At 54.8% G+C, this 18,300-nt stretch carries 16 protein-coding genes and 2 pseudogenes; 5 read left to right on the plus strand and 13 right to left on the minus strand.

Annotated elements, in window-relative coordinates; translation table 11 throughout:
- From HY028_11270 to cysC, 12 genes and pseudogenes are all read right to left on the minus strand, one after another.
- Window positions 1-922, minus strand: a 922-nt coding sequence (locus tag HY028_11270) for a fibronectin type III domain-containing protein (protein MBI3345414.1), incomplete at its 3' end; no start/stop codon positions are given.
- Window positions 834-2,144 (minus strand): S8 family serine peptidase, encoded by a 1,311-nt coding sequence (locus HY028_11275; protein MBI3345415.1) that lies wholly within the window; start codon window positions 2,142-2,144, stop codon window positions 834-836. The genes HY028_11275 and HY028_11270, both read right to left, overlap by 89 nt.
- Window positions 2,145-2,566: 422 nt before the next feature.
- A complete protein-coding gene (locus HY028_11280) occupies window positions 2,567-2,779 on the minus strand; it encodes a DUF2281 domain-containing protein (protein ID MBI3345416.1) in 213 nt (70 codons plus the stop codon).
- 331 nt (window positions 2,780-3,110) lie between these two features.
- Window positions 3,111-3,423: pseudogene (locus HY028_11285) on the minus strand (XRE family transcriptional regulator).
- Window positions 3,424-3,495: 72 nt separating this feature from the next.
- Window positions 3,496-3,801, minus strand: a complete 306-nt coding sequence (locus tag HY028_11290; protein ID MBI3345417.1) for a type II toxin-antitoxin system PemK/MazF family toxin — start codon at window positions 3,799-3,801, stop codon at window positions 3,496-3,498.
- Window positions 3,798-4,055, minus strand: coding sequence for a hypothetical protein (locus tag HY028_11295; protein MBI3345418.1), 258 nt, complete (start codon window positions 4,053-4,055; stop codon window positions 3,798-3,800). The genes HY028_11290 and HY028_11295 overlap by 4 nt, the downstream gene beginning before the upstream one ends.
- A 116-nt stretch (window positions 4,056-4,171) precedes the next feature.
- Window positions 4,172-4,603, minus strand: coding sequence for a PIN domain-containing protein (locus tag HY028_11300; GenBank protein ID MBI3345419.1), 432 nt, complete (start codon window positions 4,601-4,603; stop codon window positions 4,172-4,174).
- A complete protein-coding gene (locus tag HY028_11305) occupies window positions 4,603-4,860 on the minus strand; it encodes a hypothetical protein (protein MBI3345420.1) in 258 nt (85 codons plus the stop codon). Before HY028_11305 ends, HY028_11300 begins: the two co-directional genes overlap by 1 nt.
- Before the next feature lie 93 nt (window positions 4,861-4,953).
- A pseudogene (locus HY028_11310) lies at window positions 4,954-5,174 on the minus strand (four helix bundle protein).
- Window positions 5,175-5,227: 53 nt separating this feature from the next.
- Window positions 5,228-6,046 (minus strand): ABC transporter permease, encoded by an 819-nt coding sequence (locus HY028_11315; protein MBI3345421.1) that lies wholly within the window; start codon window positions 6,044-6,046, stop codon window positions 5,228-5,230.
- A 65-nt stretch (window positions 6,047-6,111) separates the two neighbouring features.
- A complete protein-coding gene (locus tag HY028_11320; protein MBI3345422.1) occupies window positions 6,112-6,405 on the minus strand; it encodes a hypothetical protein in 294 nt (97 codons plus the stop codon).
- A 242-nt stretch (window positions 6,406-6,647) separates the two neighbouring features.
- Window positions 6,648-8,444 (minus strand): adenylyl-sulfate kinase, encoded by a 1,797-nt coding sequence (cysC, locus tag HY028_11325; GenBank protein MBI3345423.1) that lies wholly within the window; start codon window positions 8,442-8,444, stop codon window positions 6,648-6,650.
- A gap of 120 nt (window positions 8,445-8,564) precedes the next feature.
- On the opposite strand from cysC, the gene HY028_11330 reads away from it, so the two are divergent.
- Genes HY028_11330 through HY028_11345 form a run of 4 tightly spaced genes read left to right on the plus strand, consistent with a single transcriptional unit; the run spans window position 8,565 to window position 14,905 of the window.
- Entirely contained in the window at window positions 8,565-10,076 is a 1,512-nt protein-coding gene (locus HY028_11330; GenBank protein MBI3345424.1) for a glycosyltransferase family 39 protein, read from the plus strand.
- Window positions 10,070-13,432 carry a VanZ family protein gene (locus HY028_11335; GenBank protein ID MBI3345425.1) on the plus strand — a complete coding sequence of 1,121 codons (3,363 nt, stop codon included), beginning with the start codon at window positions 10,070-10,072 and terminating at the stop codon, window positions 13,430-13,432. The genes HY028_11330 and HY028_11335 overlap by 7 nt, the downstream gene beginning before the upstream one ends.
- 38 nt (window positions 13,433-13,470) lie before the next feature.
- Entirely contained in the window at window positions 13,471-13,932 is a 462-nt protein-coding gene (locus tag HY028_11340) for a GtrA family protein (GenBank protein ID MBI3345426.1), read from the plus strand.
- Window positions 13,916-14,905 carry a glycosyltransferase family 2 protein gene (locus HY028_11345; GenBank protein ID MBI3345427.1) on the plus strand — a complete coding sequence of 330 codons (990 nt, stop codon included), beginning with the start codon at window positions 13,916-13,918 and terminating at the stop codon, window positions 14,903-14,905. The genes HY028_11340 and HY028_11345 overlap by 17 nt, the downstream gene beginning before the upstream one ends.
- Here the strand turns inward: HY028_11345 and HY028_11350 are convergent.
- Window positions 14,877-15,335: a VanZ family protein gene (locus tag HY028_11350; GenBank protein ID MBI3345428.1), complete on the minus strand. Its 459-nt coding sequence runs from the start codon at window positions 15,333-15,335 to the stop codon at window positions 14,877-14,879. The genes HY028_11345 and HY028_11350 overlap by 29 nt on opposite strands.
- A gap of 45 nt (window positions 15,336-15,380) precedes the next feature.
- Between HY028_11350 and polA the strand changes: the two genes are divergently transcribed.
- Window positions 15,381-18,134 (plus strand): DNA polymerase I, encoded by a 2,754-nt coding sequence (polA, locus tag HY028_11355; protein MBI3345429.1) that lies wholly within the window; start codon window positions 15,381-15,383, stop codon window positions 18,132-18,134.
- Window positions 18,135-18,300 lie beyond the last annotated feature (166 nt).

An 18,300-nucleotide genomic window follows, 5' to 3' on the forward strand; every position in this document is an offset into this window, starting at 1 on the left:
CGATCAGGGCATAGGCGCCGGCCACCCCGGTCTTGCGCTCGATCTTGAAGCCGCTTTCATTGTTGCTGTTGTCCGTCCAACTTAGGTTGATCGGCCCGCTGGGAGAGGCGCTGGCAGCAAGATTGCTGGGGGCCGCGGGCACAGTCACGGGGGTGCTAACCCCATACGCCTCGAGTTCAACGATGCGGCTCCAGTCCTTGGACGCTGAGTTGTTGACAAGCACCCGGATTTTGCCGGTGCTGATGCTTGCAAAGGTGAATTGCCGCCAGACTTGATTGTTGCCGGTGACCGAACCCCCGGGAATAGCCGCCCAGGCAGAGCCGTTCCAGTATTGAACGTCGAAGGTGGTGATGCCGTAGAGGCTGAAGCTCATCGCCTGACTCGGTTCAACCGGACTCTGAGCGTTGTCCTGGACGGTGATCACATCGATCTCGCTGATTGATTTGAGGCCGTTGAAATCGATCTCTACCCAGTCGGGATAAACCTTATAAGTCGCATCATTCCAGCCTCCGCCCGCACCCCAGTTGGCTCCGGTGCGATCCCCGTTGTTGATCGCCTGCACAGGATAGCCACTCGAATAGGTACTTGAAGCCGAAGCAACTCCCCCATTGGCGGCGAGGGCCACGTTGATCGAAGCCGTCGCAGCGGTGGCGGCGCTCGCTTCGTTGGAATAGGCCGAGTCACCCGAGGCATTGGTGGCGCTGATGCGATAGTAGTACGTGGTGGAAACGGCCAGCCCGCTGTCTACATAGCTCAGCGCATTGGCCGCGGTGGTGGCGATCAGGGCATAGGCGCCGGCCACCCCGGTCTTGCGCTCGATCTTGAAGCCGCTTTCATTGTTGCTGTTGTCCGTCCAACTTAGGTTGATCGGCCCGCTGGGAGAGGCGCTGGCAGCAAGATTGCTGGGGGCCGCGGGCAACATTGGCGAGAATATTGGTGACAAGTTGTGAGGTGCTTAGTGAGCATCGGGAAAGGATTAAGGCCGCTGCTCCCGATACATGCGGCGTCGCCATCGAGGTGCCACTCATATAGCCGTACCGGTTTCCCTGGATTGTCGACAGAATACTCACACCCGGCGCACCAAGATCCACGGTCAGTGCCCCGTAATTGGAAAATGACGCTCGATTGTCGTTGATGTCGGTCGCCGCGACGGCAATGACATTGTTGGCCTGGTAGCTCGCCGGATATGCCGGAGTCGTATCGTTGTTCGTTCCCGAGTTGCCGGCAGCCGCGACGAACAGCATGTCCGCCGCGTTGGCGCGATTGATCTCGTTTAGCAGCGCCTGCGAAAAGCCGTCGCCGCCCCAACTGTTTGATAAAACCCGGACGTTTGCGCCAGTCGGCGCAAATGCGTTCTTCGCCTGAATCGCAAATTCGATTGCGTCAATCGCGTCGGAAATCGTGCCGCTGCCCGTAGAATCGAGGAACTTCACTGCCATGATGCGCGCAACTCTGTTGACGCCAACCACACCTATGCCGTTGTTTCCAACCGCTCCTACGGTGCCGGTGACATGAGTACCGTGATTATTGTCGTCAGCCGGATCGCAGGTGCGAATGATCGCATTGAAGCCATGAGTGCCGGCCGCACAGGTTATCGTCACGCCGCCAATGCTGACGCTGAACGACGTCGGCGCCGACCACATGTTGGCAGAGATATCCGGGTGACTGTAGTCGGTCCCCGTATCGACGACCGCAACGACGTTGGCCGCGGAGCCGACCGAAATATCCCAGGCCGGGACAGCGCTGATGTCGGCGCCGAGAGTGGTGGTATTCCGAAGCCCCCATAGACTGGGGAAGCTCGGATCGTTGGGGATATCGAAGAGATGGACGATGTAGTTCGGTTCCACAAAAACAACATCGGGACGCGACCTAAGGCTCTTGATGAGGGCGTCAACTTTCTTGCTGCGCGAACGCAAACGATGAACCTCGCCATCCCCTATTCTTTCACTCACCTCGATATCTTCGGTCTGCTTGACGCTGTCGTCCGGTTCGTTACGCGGAGTCGCAAATTTTACGAGAACTTCGTTGGCCGCGACCTCGCGGCCGTTGTGAAAATCGATCTTATCCTGGGCGTAAGTTGTCCCAGCGATCAATGACGCAATCAGTAGAAACGCGAATGTTCGAAGCACGGAGGTAAGTTTCATTTAAAGGTCGTGATGCAAGTCGTAACGTTCAAGCTGCCACTGAGAACTTGGCATGCGCAACTCCTAAACCGGGAACTAATTTTTGAATTTTATCAGAATGTTAGTAACATGTGCAAAATGCGCATTGTCGAGGGGTGTTGAGTGAGGTCAGGCACCCGGCTCTCGGTTTTCGCGGCCAAAGCCGCTCCTGCAAAAGCGTTCGAGGCTGAGTCAGCTTCTGGTGCTGTCGTCCAGGGCCGTCTGCTTAAGGCTGGTGAGTTGCTCCTGCTCGTATTCCTTGGTGACGTGGCTGACTTCGATGATGGACATTTTAATTCAGTAATTAGCAGTTAGCGGTTAGTCACACGGGCGCGTTATACGCACCGTTTTGTGTGGCATGGAATGCACCCTACTTGGCTCCCTATAATCCTTCCCTGGACGTGTCACTGCCATTTCTCCTTCATATCCTCGTTCCGATACTCAGGCCACACTTCGTCTTCTAAACCACGCAACGCCGCAGCCACGGATAGCTCAGACCAGCCAGCGTTTTCTTTTTGAAGTTTATGCACCAAGTACTCGACAAAATCGAGCACTTCTCTCTGCACCGTTTCGGGTATGGCTCTTGCTTCCTCATAAATGCGATCGACCGTCTTCATACCATACCTCCACTATTCTCAAGTCAAATGGTCAGACACCAATTCTCGGTTCTTATAGCGATTAGTTATTAATGAATAGGGGGTAGTTTAAAGGGTATGGCGGATAGTGCATAGCGCTTAGTCGGTGGCGTGTAGGCCATACGTTGCCGGTCATTTGAGTTTTTTGATGGTCGGGCTCTGTGTTATAAATATCTTCCAAGACTGATGGGATCTTAAAATGAGATAAACGAGCATTCATAGTTTTCTCGGCTGACCCAAGGGATGCACCTGGACACCCTGCGTAATAGCGAGCGGCATCTTCGTCCTCGACTAAGGTGTTGCTAATGATCGGTCAGGCGTGAGAAGGTTTTGGCGCCTTCTTGATTTTGATTTCGACAACCTTGCCAACCGCCCTGGCCGCTTTGATGAGCGTATCCAGTTGGATCGACGTGTTGTTGGGATCCAACACCCGGTCGAGTTGAGATCGACTCGTTTCCATTTTTTGCGCCATGTCGACCTTGGTCAGCTTAGCCGCTTGCATGCTGTCTTCGAGCTGCTCGGACAGCACGTGCTTGAGCGCCTTGGCTTGCACTTCTTCATAGACGCCCTCTTCTTTTAATAAAGTCGTCAAAGTCAGAACCGGTATAAGGGTTACGTTTCGCCACGATGCCACTCCTTTAAACGTTTTTCCGCCAGATCTATGTCCTTCGTCGGGATCTGCTGCGTTTGCAGACTAATCATGTTAATCCCAAAGCGGTTTTTACACCTTTCTCGACAGTTGCCAGAGAGCGGGCCGACAGCATACCCAGTCTCTGCTTTAAGAGGCCCTTGTATACGGCTGTTACCGTCTCACACTTGACGTAACTTGCCTTGTCCAGGAATGGTTCTGAAATATGCGGGCGCAACGGTGCGGGTTTTCCGGTAATAGGCACTACGATGACATCAGGGTGCAGATCATTGATAGGGTTAATGGATAAAATCACGGCGGGCCGCGGTTTCGGGTACTCAGGCCGTTGCACTACCCATATCTCGCCACGCTTCATGTATCGGCGCCTGGTGGAGCGTTGTTACCCAGATCACGCCAGAAGGCAAACTCTTGTTCCTCTTGCTCCCGCTCCTTGACGCTCAGGCGGGAATAGTAGCTGGAAAGTTCATTTCGGATTGCCCCCTCTTCGGCGAAGTGCTTCAGGCGGCGTAACGCCTCCTCCACTTTGGCGCTGCGATTCTTGCCGGGCATAGCGCTTTCGGCAAAACGCAAGAGGTCTTCGTCTATAGTAAGACTAACCTTACTTTTCATTGCATCATCCAAAGGTAGGATATTAGGAAAGACAAGAGGAGGATAACCTTCTCATAACGATCTGTCAAACTGTGGGTTCAGGGCATTTCATGTCGCTTTTCTCCCCCGTAAACAGATTAAGAGATGACCACGAGATGCTCAGGCAATGCCCTGCCAACGGCATCAAGGGGAATACCCCGATCCAGGGTGACAAAACGCCCGCCTTGCTGGACGGCGAGCGCCAACAGATAGGCATCGGTTACATGCCGAGAACTCAGAATCCGCTCCCACATCAGGTATCCAGATTGCAACAAGCTGATGGAGTCAGCCCAGAATGCGTGAGACGGGTGCTGGGCCGCTTCTGCAAGTCGCTTGGCCACTGCTGCGGCGGGAACCGGATTGGGATAACCCGGCTGAGAAAGGATACGGATACATCCGTTTTGAGTGATTGGGCTCGAAGCCCAACCTTCATCAATATGGCCGGCAAGCCAATCTGTTACAAGATCATGATGCAGGTGACTGCCGTCAAGCAACGCGATCAGGACGTTAACGTCCAACAAGGCACGCACTACAGGCCTTCAGCTTCCCGCAGGCGATTGACCGCATCGTTCGTTACGACAGCCTTACCCGCCCGGAAAGGGCGAAACCCCGCGACAGTTTGAGCTCCCGAACCTGCATCTTCCGGGGCCGTGGATTGCCCGGCCTGACCGGTCAGCGCCTTCCGCAGCATCTGAGACACCACTTGCCCAGCCGACAAATTCTGACGCCTGGCGAGCTCCTTCACCGCCACCAGAACGTCTTCATCGATATCCAGTGTTGTTCTCATTTCATGTCTCCTTAAATTGATGTCATGATGCGATGATTCTATAACATCAATCGCCAAAACACAATAAAATAGCGAATAGGGGATAGCGATTAGTTAATGGCGGGTAGCGGGTAGTTTAAAGGGCATAACGTATTCCTTAGTTCCTCGCATGTGGCCTTCCGCGATGTTTGACGGCATCAATACCGCGCTACGCCGCATCTGGCTGTCAGTCCGTAAAGCTCCGCCGGGGGAAAAGAACCCGTCAATTCATAGACCGCGAGTACGAGCTGGTAAGCCTTTTGATGCGCGATCAGCTCTTTGTAGCTTTGCACCATTGCTCTTATCCAATGCCCAATCGCTATCCCCTAATCCCTGCCTTTCCCTGCCGTCAAATCACGTCCGCGAAATACGATTCGGCGCGTTTGAAATACAGATAGCTGAATGGCAACAGTGCCAGTGTGAGCGCCAGGCCGGGCAGGAGGGCGCCGGCATCCGGCGGGAGGCCGCGCAGGGAGATGTTCTGGAAGGCGTCGATCAGCCCGGCCAGGGGGTTGAGGGTGAACAGGGTATAGAGCGTGTTGGACCATTCGCCGGCGGCTTGTTGTACCAGTAACTTGTCCTTGACCAGCGCCAGCGGGTAGATCACCGGTGACATGTACATCATGAGGGAGAGCAGCACAGGCAGGGCGGTGGCTACGTCGCGGTAATAGACGTTTAGGGCTGCACCGATGAAGGCGATGGTGAGGGCAGCCAGCATTGCGTAGAGCACGAGCAAGGGCAGCCAAAGGATCTGCCAGGTGGGGACGATGCCATACCAGGCCATGAGAACGGCGAGTATCAAGAGGCTGATGGACAGTTCCACCAATTTGGTAATCACGCTGGTCAGCGGAAAGACTTCACGCGGGAAGTAGATCTTGCGGATGAGGTTGGCGTTGCCGACTACGCTGGTGACCCCTTCCGAGGCGGATTCCTGGAAGAAGATCCAGATTGTTAATGCCGAATAGGTGAGCACGGGGTAGGGGATGGCGCCACTGTCGATGCCGACGATGCTGCGCAGAATCATAAAGATGAGCACCAGTACAATGGGCTTGAGCACAGCCCAAAGGATGCCCATGTAGGACTGCTTGTAGCGAACGGCGATGTTCTTCCAGGCGAGTACGGCTATAAGCTCACGGTAGTCTGCGATGTTTTTGATGACGTTGATCATGTTTTCCTGAGTATTATAAACAACGGTGATAATGATCAGATTTTGAGAAAGGGTTATTTTTCAGCTTACGCCGCTACAGAGTGCCGTTTTGGCAATGGCGCTGGAGGATACTTATCAAGCATCAGGTTCCAATAAGTCCAGGAGCGCGCGTCAAACGTCCCCGCAGGGGGCTGCTTCAACACTTCCAGGAAGTCTTTATTCGAAAAATATCTTTTGGCAATGATGACATCTTCTGCTGTTCCGTAGATCATGACCTGTGCAAGAAAGCGCAGCGGATCGCTTAGTGCATCCTCCGGTGATTTCCACCAGAACAGCCTGGACGCAACCCTATGTAAGTCTGTTATAGGCTCGGTTTTCATTTTTAGAGGCCCCATTGCTTCACAGATACTCGATGACCCAATCGGATTGCCAGGGCTGTTCCGCCATACAAGACAAAATCATGCGGAACCTGGGCCAGGTCCGGCCATAATGCAAGCTGCGCCCCTGTAAACAGCTCGGTATGGGGTTTTAATACCGACATTTACGATTGTCCCAATTTATACCACATCTGCAAAATAGGTCTCTGCCTGTTTGAAAATAGTGACTGGAATATGATGCGGCATTAACGCAGATAGCCTTCCATGGCCAATTTGTTCAACACCAGTTGCGCCGCCTCCAGGGGAGAGTAATCCTGGGTGTCTATGACGAGTTCTGCATCTTGGGGTATTTCATAGGGATCGCTGATCCCGGTAAACTCCTTGATCAATCCCGCCCTGGCCTTGGCGTAGAGGCCCTTGCGGTCGCGTCTTTCGCAGATTTCCAGCGGGGTGGAAACATAGATCTCGATAAAGCCGCCGTAGGCAGACATCATCTCCCTGACCTGCCTGCGCGTCGCTTCATAAGGCGCAATTGGCGCGCAAATCGCAATCCCGCCGTGCTTGGTGATTTCACTTGCCACAAAACCGATGCGCAGGATGTTCAAGTTCCGGTGTTCGCGCGAGAATCCCAGTTCGCTAGAGAGGTGTTTACGAACCACGTCGCCGTCCAGCAACGTCACCGAGCGGTTTCCGAGCTCCATCAGCTTGGCGAGCAGCGCCCTGGCGATGGTGGACTTTCCCGAACCGGACAGGCCGGTAAAAAAGAGGGTAACGCCCTGTCTATATTTCGGAAGATGAATCCTGCGCAACTCCGCCACGATCTCCGGGTAGGAAAACCACGGGGGAATCTCCAGATCCTCCGCGAGCCTTCTCGTCAATTCGGTATTTGAAAGAGCGAGGACCCGTTGCGTTGGTTTTACCTGATCGCTGGGGAGATACTCCGCGCGCTCTTCCACGTAAAGCATGTTGTGTACAGGCAAAATCTCAATGCCTAATTCTGACGTACAGGGAAGAGCGACAGCGAAGGGTTCTACTAATGTCGTGGGTCGCTCCCGGCGTCCTGCCTCCCGCGACATTAGTTCTTCCCTGTACGTCAGAGGCAGGACGCCGGGAGCGACTTGATGGGTGGAAAGCGGCTGATCCGAATGTTCAGTTATGCCCCCCGCCGAGTCCATCATGAGGATATGGGAACAGCCGAAGTTCTTGCGGATGATGGCGAACAATAGCGCCTCACGCGGGCCCGCATGGCGCAGTGGCAGCGGCAGCAATGATAGCAGCGCGCTCCCTTCCGGATAATATCTTAATGCTTGTTCATGGCAACGTATGCGTGTGTAATGCCCGCCGTCCCCCGGATTCGATGGTCCCGCTACGGGATGGATAAAGAGATTTGCCTCGGCCATCCTGGCGGCAAACGCGGCTGCTTCAATCTGAGCGCGGTGCATGGGTTGCTGCGTGTGTACGGCGACTGTTTTACGCCAGCCGGCGCGAGTAAACGCCTCTCTCACTTCTCTCGGGGTGAGGCGTAAATGAATGAAATCATAATGGGCCGGCAGTTCGATGCCGAAGACACGGCCGCCCAGGTAAACGGGATGAACTTGATGCAGCAGGAAATGCACTCCGGGATGGCTGTTATCCCGAGAACCGTGGATCTGTGTGGCTTCCAATGACTTATCTGGTCTCCAGATGTCCGTTACCTGCATCACGGCAAGCAGAACGCCTTCCGGGTCGCGCAATGCGATGGGCTGGCCCGCTGAGAGCCCCTCGGCAAATTTTTCCGTCACATCGAGCATAATAGGTATCGGCCAGAGCAGGCCATTTGCAAGCCGGCCGTGCTGGAGCACGCTTGCATAGTCGGCCTGATTCATGAACCCTATCAGCGGTGAAAACGCACCGGTTAGCAAGAGTTCAAGATCGCTTAGCTGGGGGGCGGTGAGATCCCAGGAGGGAAAATCCTTGGAGGCGGCCCTATATTGAGCCGCCTCTGCCGGAGAGACTAACAACTCGGTCAGTTTGCCGCCGTGGGGAGAGGGGAGGGCAGTCATGAGGTTCTATATGTTACCTATTCGGATCGCGTGGCTGGCTCTAGGCGCCCTCTAGGCGACATCGTCAAGTTATTACAGATGAAAACTAGTAAAATCACATTGTTATCCACTTAATTCTAATTGGATAACGCATGCCGGGCAACCTCTATATTTGAAGGGCTGCGCATAATGAAAAAAATATTTTTAAATACGAGCATTTTTTGGGTATTTGCCGGCATCATCGTGCTCGCCCTATTCAGCATCCCAAAATTGAGTTTAACCCTCCTAGGGGGGGAGATAAGTTCCCTTGGCACGGTCTCAGGCGCCGCTGCAGCCGGTTTGCTGCTGTTTTTTGTTTGGAGGCATCATTCATGGCTGGCAGCTCTGATACAACGTCCCATTCATAATCTGACGAGAATACCCGTAACCGTGTGGTTGATATCGTTGATAGTGATGGGGGTATTGTTGAGATATATGTGGGCAGTGAGCTTTCCGGCGCCGCTCAGTTCCGATGGCGCAACGTATTTTGGTCTGGCGGAGAGGCTGCTGAAGTTTGGTTATTATCGTGACGCCGTAGGAAATTATGCCTATTGGCCACCGGGATACCCCTTTGCCCTCTATGCCGTTTTCATGTTGACGGGCGCCAAGACGTGGGTCATTGTTTTGATCAATCTTCTCGCCTACTCCCTGAGTATCCTGATTGCCTGGAGACTGGCGCAACTGCTATTCAACGAGGCGGTGGCGAGGTTCTCGACGCTCATTGTCGCACTGTGGCCAAACGCCATCTTCTCCACCGTTGTGGCGGGCAAAGAGATGCTGCTGGTGCTTTTGTTGCCGTTAGCGCTGCTGTTATATATGTATAGCACCCGATCGGTCAAACAGGGCGGGATATTTTCATTGCTAACAGGCGCTACGCTGGGCTTTGCAAGTTTGACACAGCCCTCCCTGCTGTTGTTTCCTGCCGTGCTTGCACTATATGAATATTTGACCTCTGACAAGTGGAGTAAATCTGCCATAAGGATGGCCATAATATTGCTCGGTATGAGCGTGGTCATTACGCCATGGGCGGTCAGAAATTATTCGATTTTTAATGCCCCCGTGTTGATTTCCACTAATGGCGGCGATGTCTTTTATAGGGCCAATAATCCGCTCGCGACGGGTGGTTATACACCGGTGGGTGAACGTGACCTGTGGCAATACGGTGAAATAGAGCGCAACAAACTGGGCTATCAATGGGCCAAGGAATGGATCGTGGCAAATCCTGCGTCATTTCTCGTGCTCGCCGTGAAAAAACAAATCCTGTTTCTGGGTGACGACGCGAACGGCGTCTATGAAACACTGAAAAGAGGTCTGGGGATAACGGATTTGCGTTATCCGCTCATTAAGGCGCTGAGTAACGCCTATTGGCTGGCGATATGGATACTTCTATTGATAATGCTTCGGCGTTACCACAGCACCGGCGCGGCTGATAACCCGGCAGTGATCCTGCTGATGTTGAGTGTGATCTATTTCTTTGCGATAGACAGTGTCTTTGAAAGCGGCAGCCGTCATCATCTGCCGCTGATTGTAATCCTGTCTACGCTCGCGTCCATGACGGCCTTGAAGAGCGCAGAGGTTTCATCTTCTGTTCGATCAGGCAGATCCGTATGTTGAGCAGGGTTCCGCGTCAACCTTGGTACAAAGTGACTGCAGAGGGCAAGCTACAGCCTAACCACTTAGCGCCTCGGAGCGACGCTCTGATACCGAGCCGCCGGCTCTTCTATGCCGGTTTGATCTATCTGGCGTTTGTCATATACGGCAGTCTTGTGCCGCTGGATTTCCACTATCATCCTCTCGCCGAGGCATGGCGGTCTTTTACCAACATCCCTTATTTGCGATTAGGGGTTGGATCACGCGCCGACTGGGTGGCGAACATTCTGTTGTACATCCCGCTGGGATTCATAGGTGCAGCTTTGCTGGGAAGCAGGAATAGGTCACTCATTGGAACCCTTGTTGCCGCCCTGTTGGTGTTCGCCTTTTCCGCGCTTATTGCCCTTGGCGTGGAGTTCAGCCAGCAATTTTTTCCGCCACGTACCGTGTCGCTCAACGATCTCATCGCTGAATTATTGGGTGCAGCGAGTGGGATTTTTCTATGGCAGGTAACCGGCAAAAGACTCACGCGGCTGGGGGTTGAAGTGGCCGTGGGGGGCGCCAATGCTATGCGCGCACTGATGGTGCTGTATGCTCTTGGTTATCTCATCATCAGTGTGTTCCCTTATGACTTTTTAGTGTCGGCCTCGGAGATTTCCTGGAAATTAGAGCATGCCGCGGACAGTGTGAGTTTTTGGCCCGCATCCTGTAACAGCCGGTTGTTATGTCTGATTAAACTCATGGCGGAAGCCGCTGCTGTGGCGCCATTGGGAGCATTGTTTGGCAAGTACCTTGCTAAACCACGCCACGGATTGTTTCCGGCATTATTGCTCGGTGCATTGCTCGGTCTGGTCATTGAGACGCTGCAATTCTTCCTTGCTTCAGGCGTCACCGAAGGTATTTCGGTGCTGACACGCGCCGTAGGCGTAGCGGCCGGATTAAAGCTATTCAATTTCGCCAGTGTGGCCAATTTCAGGCGTTTGGAGGGCTATTTACGCCCAGCCGTGTTGTTGATGCTGCCCTTATATTTGCTCGGCTTGGCGCTGGTCAGTGGTTGGTTCAGAGCTGATTGGATCAGCATCGAGAAGGCGCTTGCCAAGCTCGATACGCTGCGATTCATCCCGTTTTATTATCACTACTACACGAGCGAAACCACAGCCTTGCGTAGCCTCCTGGTCACTGTAGCGATGTATCTGCCTGCGGGTCTCGGCTATTGGGCTTGGTCGCAACGCCGTGTTCATTATTCCGGAAACGCTGGCGGGGTGACGGCAGGATTGATCGGCGCGTTCATCGCGCTATTGATGGAGTCGAGCCGGTTGTTTCTGGAAGCTAAACGGCCTGATCCGACGGATCTTCTCATCGCTGCACTGGCGGCGGGCTTTGCCTACATACTCACTGATAGGATAGCCCGCTGGTTTACGCAAGGGCCGGATAAGATGTCGGCGGTCAAGGCCGATGTCATGGCGCATCACATCGCTAAGGGCCTCGATCTAGGGCGCATGGCATTACGCCTGGTGGCGCTGCTCGCGGCTGCCGTTGTCCCCGCTGCTCTGTTGTATTATCCGCTGAAGCCTGTCTGGTTGGCGGCGGCGCTGATTTTGTATGGGTTGGCACTATGGCGGCGGCCGGCGCTTTGGCTGATCGTAATTCCCGCTCTGCTCCCCGTGTTGGACCTGGCGCCCTGGTCAGGATGGTTCTTTCTGGATGAATTTGATCTTTTCGTCCTGGTCACGCTTGCGGTAGGCCTATGGAGGCTCCCCAGTGAATGGCATACGGATATATCCAAAATCTCTGTGGTATTGCTCTTATTTGCAGTGGCGTCTTATGGCATCAGTGCGCTGATCGGACTTTTGCCTTGGCAAGCGCTGGATGCCAACGCCTTTTCTAACTATTACAGTCATTACAACGCCGTCAGGATTCTTAAAGGTTTTGTCTGGGCCGTGGCGCTGCTCCCGCTCTGGCTGCATGCCGTGAGGCAAGGGGTAGAGGTTGGTAAACATTTTACAGCTGGTATGGTGCTGGGTTTGCTTGCCGTAACCACTGTGGCGCTGTGGGAGAGACTGGTTTTTCCGGGGTTATTTGACTTCACCAGCGATTACCGCATCAGTGCCACTTTTTCTGGGATGCACGTCGGCGGGGCCTATATAGATGCTTATCTCAACGCCGCACTGCCGTTTGTCGCGCTTTGGCTCATCACCACCCGAGATGGGTGGACGCGTGGCGCTGCGCTGCTGTTGTTCTGCCTCGGCGGTTATGTGCTGCTGGTTACCTACTCCAGAGGCGCGTATCTGGCATTCGCCGTGGCAGCGACTATCATGAGCGTGGCCGCTATGCTGCAAGCGATCAGACACAAGGAAGCAAAAATGCCGAGAGCCGCCGCCCTCATCGCCGTGGCGACGGCAATAGGGATTGCGGCGCTGGCGGTATATCAAGGCGGATATATGCAAGCGCGTTTCAGTCAAACCGGCAAAGACATCGGTATCAGAACTGCACACTGGAGTGACGCACTGCGTATGATGGATAAAGATGGGCTGACGCAATGGTTCGGTATGGGGCTCGGCAGTTATCCGCGCATCTATTCCAAAAAAAATTCCGAAGGAGTCATGCTGGCCACCTATCGCTACGAAACGGAAGACGGTAATATTTTTCTGCGGCTGTATTCCGGCGATGCGCTTTACCTCAATCAGGCTGCCGCGCTGAATCCGCACCAGCATTACCTCTTGTCCTTCGACGCCCGCAGTACAACTCCCGGGGCGCTATTGTCCGCGCCGGTGTGCGAGAAAGGATTACTGTATTCTTACCGCTGCGTGTGGCTCAGTAAAAATATATCGAATCCGGGCTGGGAGCGGCATGCCATCGCCTTTGATTCGGGCGAGACCGGTGCCGGCTGGTGGTTCCTGCGCCGTCCGGTCAAACTGTCGCTCTACGTTCCGCAATCACATACGGTGGTGGATGTGGATAATGTGCAACTCATCGGACCGGACGGAGTTGATCTCATCAGCAACGGCGATTTTTCCCAAGGAAACGCACGCTGGTTGTTTTCGACCGATAATCACTGGCCCTGGCACATTGAAAATCTCTGGCTGCATCTATTCTTTGAGCAAGGCTGGATAGGCGTAGTGGCAACCGGGTTGTTAGTCATTGCCGCTCTGATGAGGTTGGTGAGTAGAATGCGTCAGGGTGAACTGTTTTCCGGTGCAGTCCTGGCCGCGCTTGGGGGCATGCTGGTGGTGGGGGCGGTTAACAGCCCGCTTGATGCGCCGCGCCTTATGCTGCTATTTTATTTTCTGCTGCTGATTGCTGTGATGGAGATACCAAGGCTGTTGTCAGGCAGGATCCAAGACGCAGCAAAGTGCTATAATACCGCCGGCGTTCAGTAGTGAAAGATAGGTAAGGTGTCTGACGGGGTGAGGTGAGTGTGGGAACAAAGCCAACTAAGGCATCCAAAACAGCCCTTGGTTTCTCAGCAGACGGCGTCCCTCTAAATCTTATAACCCAGTTTATCCGCTACGCAGGGGTCGGCGCGATAGGAACCGCCGCCCAATACCTTACGCTGATTCTGCTGGTTCAATTCCTCAAATTCGATCCGGTGACGGCTTCTGTTCACGGCTTCATTGTGGGGGGCTTCGTCAATTACTTCCTAAACTACCGGATTACGTTCAAAAGCGATATCCCTCACAAGCAGGCAATACTGAAGTTTTTTGCAATTGCCTTTATAGGGCTCGCCATAAACTCCATGATGATGGCCGTTGCGATTGAATTTTTTAAGCTGCATTATCTGTTGAGTCAGGTGATCGCCACCGGCGTCATATTGATTTGGACCTTTTTAGGCAACAGATTATGGACTTTCAAGGGAGCCGGCCATGGAACAAAATATTAAGCCGGGGCAAACGGCGATTGCCGGCATACTGCTGTCGGTAGTCGTGCCCGCCTTCAACGAACAGGCGGTGTTGCAGGAATGCCATAGCCGCCTTTCCAAAGTCTTGGACACCCTCGGCATTCCCGCCGAGATCGTTTTCGTCAACGATGGAAGCACAGACAATACGCCGGAGGTGTTATACCGGTTGAGGGAGCAGGACCCGCGAGTCGCGGTCGTCGAGTTGAGCCGCAATTTTGGTAAGGAGATTGCGCTAAGCGCCGGATTGGATCACGCCCTGGGTGAGGCGGTGGTGGTGATAGATGCAGATCTCCAGGATCCTCCGGAATTGATTCCAGAGCTGATAAAGCAGTGGCATGAGGGCTACGATGTGGTCTATGCGACACGTGTCGCGAGAGATGGTGAAACCTATTTGAAAAAGGCGACCGCAGGCGCTTTTTATCGCTTGATTCAGAAAGTCAGCCGGGTCAAGATTCCGGCGGATACCGGCGATTTCCGTCTGCTGAGCCGCCGGGCGGTGGATGCGCTCAAACAATTACGGGAACAGCATCGCTTCATGAAGGGCCTGTTCTCCTGGATAGGTTATCCGCAAAAGTCCGTGCCTTACCGCCGCGATCCGCGCTTTGCGGGCGAAACGAAATGGAATTATTGGCGGCTGTGGAATTTGGCCTTGGAGGGTATCACCTCGTTTACCATCGCCCCGCTGAAGCTGGCGTCATATATAGGAGTGCTCACGTCGTTGGCGGCATTTATCTACGCGGTCAGGGTGATCTACAAAACATTGGTGTACGGAGACCCCGTGCAAGGCTATCCCTCATTGATGGTGGTGGTGTTGTTTTTGGGAGGGATACAGCTCCTCACGCTCGGCGTAATAGGCGAATATCTTGGGCGCATGTTTGACGAGACCAAAAGCAGACCCTTGTATTTTACCAAGGCCTATCATCCGCCTAAAGTTCAGGCTTCACCACGGCTTTAAGGGACTGACGCGCCCGCTTGAACAGCCATAATCCCAGCGCTACTCCCGCCATATCCAGCAACACATCGGAAAGCGAGCTATAGCGGCCGATGACAAAGGATTGATGCCACTCATCCAGCACGCCGTATCCCGCGCTCCAGATAAAGGCAGTGGCGACCGCTGCGAAGACACTCGGCGTCCAGGCTTGCAGCGCCCAACCCGCGAGCCAGCCGAGCGCGCCGAACACGGGAACGTGCAGCAGGTTTTGCACGTTGGGCGGCACCCATACAAACAACCGATATACGAGCGGGTCATCGGGATAGAGAGTGCCGGGGATGGATGACAGCCAAAATAGCAACGCCATCATCGCCAGCGGATAGATGATATGCCAGCGCCGCACCGGCGCCTGTGCGCAACGCACGAACAGATGTTTGAGGCCGCGGTTTTGCATTAGACTAGCATCTTCATTAAAAAATCTTCACGCCACAGCCCCACTATGAGCAAGATCAAACCCCTGGTATTGATAGACGCCTCGTCTTATCTCTACCGCGCATTTCACGCGCTGCCGCCGTTGATGACCTCGAAGGGTCAGCCGACGGGCGCGGCGTACGGCGTCATCAACATGGTGCGCAAGCTGCTGGCCGATTACGACCCCGACTACGTCGCGCTGGTGTTTGACGCCAAGGGCAAGACCTTTCGCGACGACCTCTACCCTGAATACAAGGCGCACCGGCCCAGTATGCCGGATGATCTGAGCGTTCAGATCGAACCGTTACACGCGATTATACAGGCGCTGGGGTTACCCATGCTCATGATAGAAGGCGTCGAGGCCGACGATGTCATCGGCACGCTGGCCGCGCAGGCGGCGGCGCAGGGTATTCCTGCTCTGATATCCACGGGCGACAAGGATATTGCTCAGCTTGTCAACGAACACGTCACGCTCATCAACACCATGTCGAATCAGGTGCTCGATCCGGCCGGTGTGGAGCAGAAGTTCGGCATTCCACCCAACCTGATCGTGGATTATCTCACCCTGGTGGGAGATCCGGTGGACAATGTTCCCGGTGTCGCCAAGGTGGGACCGACGACGGCGGTGAAATGGTTGAAGCAATACGGCTCGCTCGACAACATCATCGCGCATGCCGGTGAGATAAAGGGCAAGGTCGGCGAGAATCTGCGCGCCGCATTGCCCCAACTGCCCATGTCACGCGAGTTGCTCATCATCAAATGCGATGTGCCGCTCGCTGTGTCCGTTACCGGTCTTAAGCGGCGTTCCCCGGAACTGGAAACCTTGCGCGAGTGGTATACCCGTCTGGAATTCAAGGGCTGGCTCAAGGAGTTAGAAAAAGGTGAGGCGTTAGGCGCGAGGGGTGCGGGTGAGGCGTTAGGCGTTAGGCGTGATGACTCCTCACTCCTCACTCCTCACAGGTTTCAAGCCCCTCACCCCTCACCCGTGCAAATCATCACCAACCCCACGCAGTTCAATGAGTGGTTTGCCAAGCTGGAACAGTCCCCGCTCATTTGTATAAGTGTACAGACGGACACTGGCGATTACATGCAGGCCAAGATCGTCGGTCTTTCCTTTGCCTGGCCTGATGAGGCCGTTTATATTCCGCTGGGCCACATTTATGCCGATGCTCCGCAGCAATTGTCGCTGAATGATGTGCTTGAGCGTCTGCGCCCTTTGCTTGAGGACGCAGCATTGCCGAAACTCGGACACGATCTCAAATACGCGATGTGCGTGCTGCGCAATCACGGCATCAAGCTCGCGGGCCTTTGTTACGACTCCATGCTGGAGTCCTATGTGCTGGACAGCACCGCAACGCGGCATGACCTCGATTCACTCGCCTACAAATATCTCGGCGGCAGGCGTTCCAATTTCGAGGAATTCGCCGGCAAAGGCGCGAAGCAACTTAGCTACAATCAAATCCCCATCGAACAGGCGGCCGCCCATGCCGCGGAAGACGCCGCGCTTACGTTGCGGCTGCATGAAGTCCTGTGGCCCAGAATCATCGCGCTGCCCGGCCTGCATAAACTGTACGCCGAGATCGAGATGCCTCTCGCGGCGGTGCTGGCGCGGATGCAACTGAGCGGCGTGCGGATAGACGCCGCGATGCTGCGCCAGCAAAGCCAGGAACTCGCCGCGCGCTTGCAGGAACTTGAGCGGCAGGCCCACGACGTTGCAGGGCAGCCGTTTAATCTCGGCTCGCCGTTGCAGATCCAGGAGATTCTCTACGATAAGATGGGTCTGCCGGTGTTGCAGAAGACGCCCAAGGGTCAACCCTCCACCGCCGAGGCGGTGTTGCAGGAACTCGCCCTGGACTATGCGTTGCCCAAACTCATACTCGAACACCGCGCACTCAGTAAACTCAAATCCACGTACACGGATACGTTGCCCGAGCAAATCAATCCCAGCACCGGCCGTATACACACATGCTACCAACAGGCAGTCGCCGCGACCGGCCGGCTTTCGTCCAGCGATCCCAACCTTCAGAATATTCCCATCCGTACCCAGGAGGGACGGCGTATCCGCCAGGCCTTTACTGCCGAACCGGGTTACAAAATTCTCGCCGCCGATTATTCTCAAATCGAGTTGCGCATCATGGCGCACCTGTCCGGCGATACGGGGTTGATACGCGCCTTCGCCGAGGCGGCCGACATCCACCAGATCACCGCCGCCGAGGTGTTCGGCGTGCCGCTCGCAGAGGTCAGCACCGAACAGCGGCGCAGCGCAAAGGCGATCAACTTCGGCTTGATCTACGGCATGTCATCCTTCGGTCTCGCCCGCCAACTCGGTGTGGATCGCGCCGCGGCGCAGGACTATATTGACCGCTATTTCAGGCGCTACCCCGGCGTGCAGGCCTTCATGGATAAGACTCGCATACAGGCCCGCAAGCTCGGCTATGTCGAGACCCTGTTCGGCCGCCGTTTGTATCTGCCGGAGATCAACGTGAGCAACGCGCAGCGCCGTCAATACGCCGAGCGCACCGCCATCAACGCCCCCATGCAGGGCACCGCGGCCGACATCATCAAACTCGCCATGCTGCGCGTGCAGGAGTGGCTGGATAGTGAGGCCTTAGACGCCAGGATGATCATGCAGGTGCACGACGAACTGGTCTTTGAAGTCGCCGAACAGGCCTTAGAACAGGCCAGAGAGCCGATCCGGCGCTTGATGTCCGAAGTAGCAAAGCTCTCAGTGCCCCTGGTGGTGGATATTGGGGTAGGAAATAATTGGGATGAGGCGCATTGATGTTGGCAGGCGCCCAAGGCACAATTTAGGCAACGGAATTCACATAATGAGACTAAGAACTTATCCATAAATAATTTACCGCAGAGGGCGCAGAGGAATCAAGAAGGATTTGTTTCTCCTCCGCGTCCTCCGCGGTGAAGCTTTTTCACCGCAAGGGACACAGGGG

This window comes from Gammaproteobacteria bacterium (genome assembly GCA_016195665.1).
Taxonomy (GTDB): domain Bacteria; phylum Pseudomonadota; class Gammaproteobacteria; order SURF-13; family SURF-13; genus JACPZD01.

Excerpts from the sequence above, each read along its gene's own strand:
- HY028_11335 (MBI3345425.1), top strand. The coding sequence starts at position 10,070 with ATGTTGAGCAGGGTTCCGCGTCAACCTTGGTACAAAGTGACTGCAGAG.
- HY028_11350 (MBI3345428.1), bottom strand. The coding sequence starts at position 15,335 with ATGCAAAACCGCGGCCTCAAACATCTGTTCGTGCGTTGCGCACAGGCG.
- cysC (MBI3345423.1), bottom strand. The coding sequence starts at position 8,444 with ATGACTGCCCTCCCCTCTCCCCACGGCGGCAAACTGACCGAGTTGTTA.
- HY028_11315 (MBI3345421.1), bottom strand. The coding sequence starts at position 6,046 with ATGATCAACGTCATCAAAAACATCGCAGACTACCGTGAGCTTATAGCC.
- HY028_11345 (MBI3345427.1), top strand. The coding sequence starts at position 13,916 with ATGGAACAAAATATTAAGCCGGGGCAAACGGCGATTGCCGGCATACTG.
- HY028_11305 (MBI3345420.1), bottom strand. The coding sequence starts at position 4,860 with ATGAGAACAACACTGGATATCGATGAAGACGTTCTGGTGGCGGTGAAG.
- HY028_11295 (MBI3345418.1), bottom strand. The coding sequence starts at position 4,055 with ATGAAAAGTAAGGTTAGTCTTACTATAGACGAAGACCTCTTGCGTTTT.
- HY028_11280 (MBI3345416.1), bottom strand. The coding sequence starts at position 2,779 with ATGAAGACGGTCGATCGCATTTATGAGGAAGCAAGAGCCATACCCGAA.
- HY028_11275 (MBI3345415.1), bottom strand. The coding sequence starts at position 2,144 with ATGAAACTTACCTCCGTGCTTCGAACATTCGCGTTTCTACTGATTGCG.
- HY028_11290 (MBI3345417.1), bottom strand. The coding sequence starts at position 3,801 with ATGAAGCGTGGCGAGATATGGGTAGTGCAACGGCCTGAGTACCCGAAA.
- polA (MBI3345429.1), top strand. The coding sequence starts at position 15,381 with ATGAGCAAGATCAAACCCCTGGTATTGATAGACGCCTCGTCTTATCTC.
- HY028_11320 (MBI3345422.1), bottom strand. The coding sequence starts at position 6,405 with ATGAAAACCGAGCCTATAACAGACTTACATAGGGTTGCGTCCAGGCTG.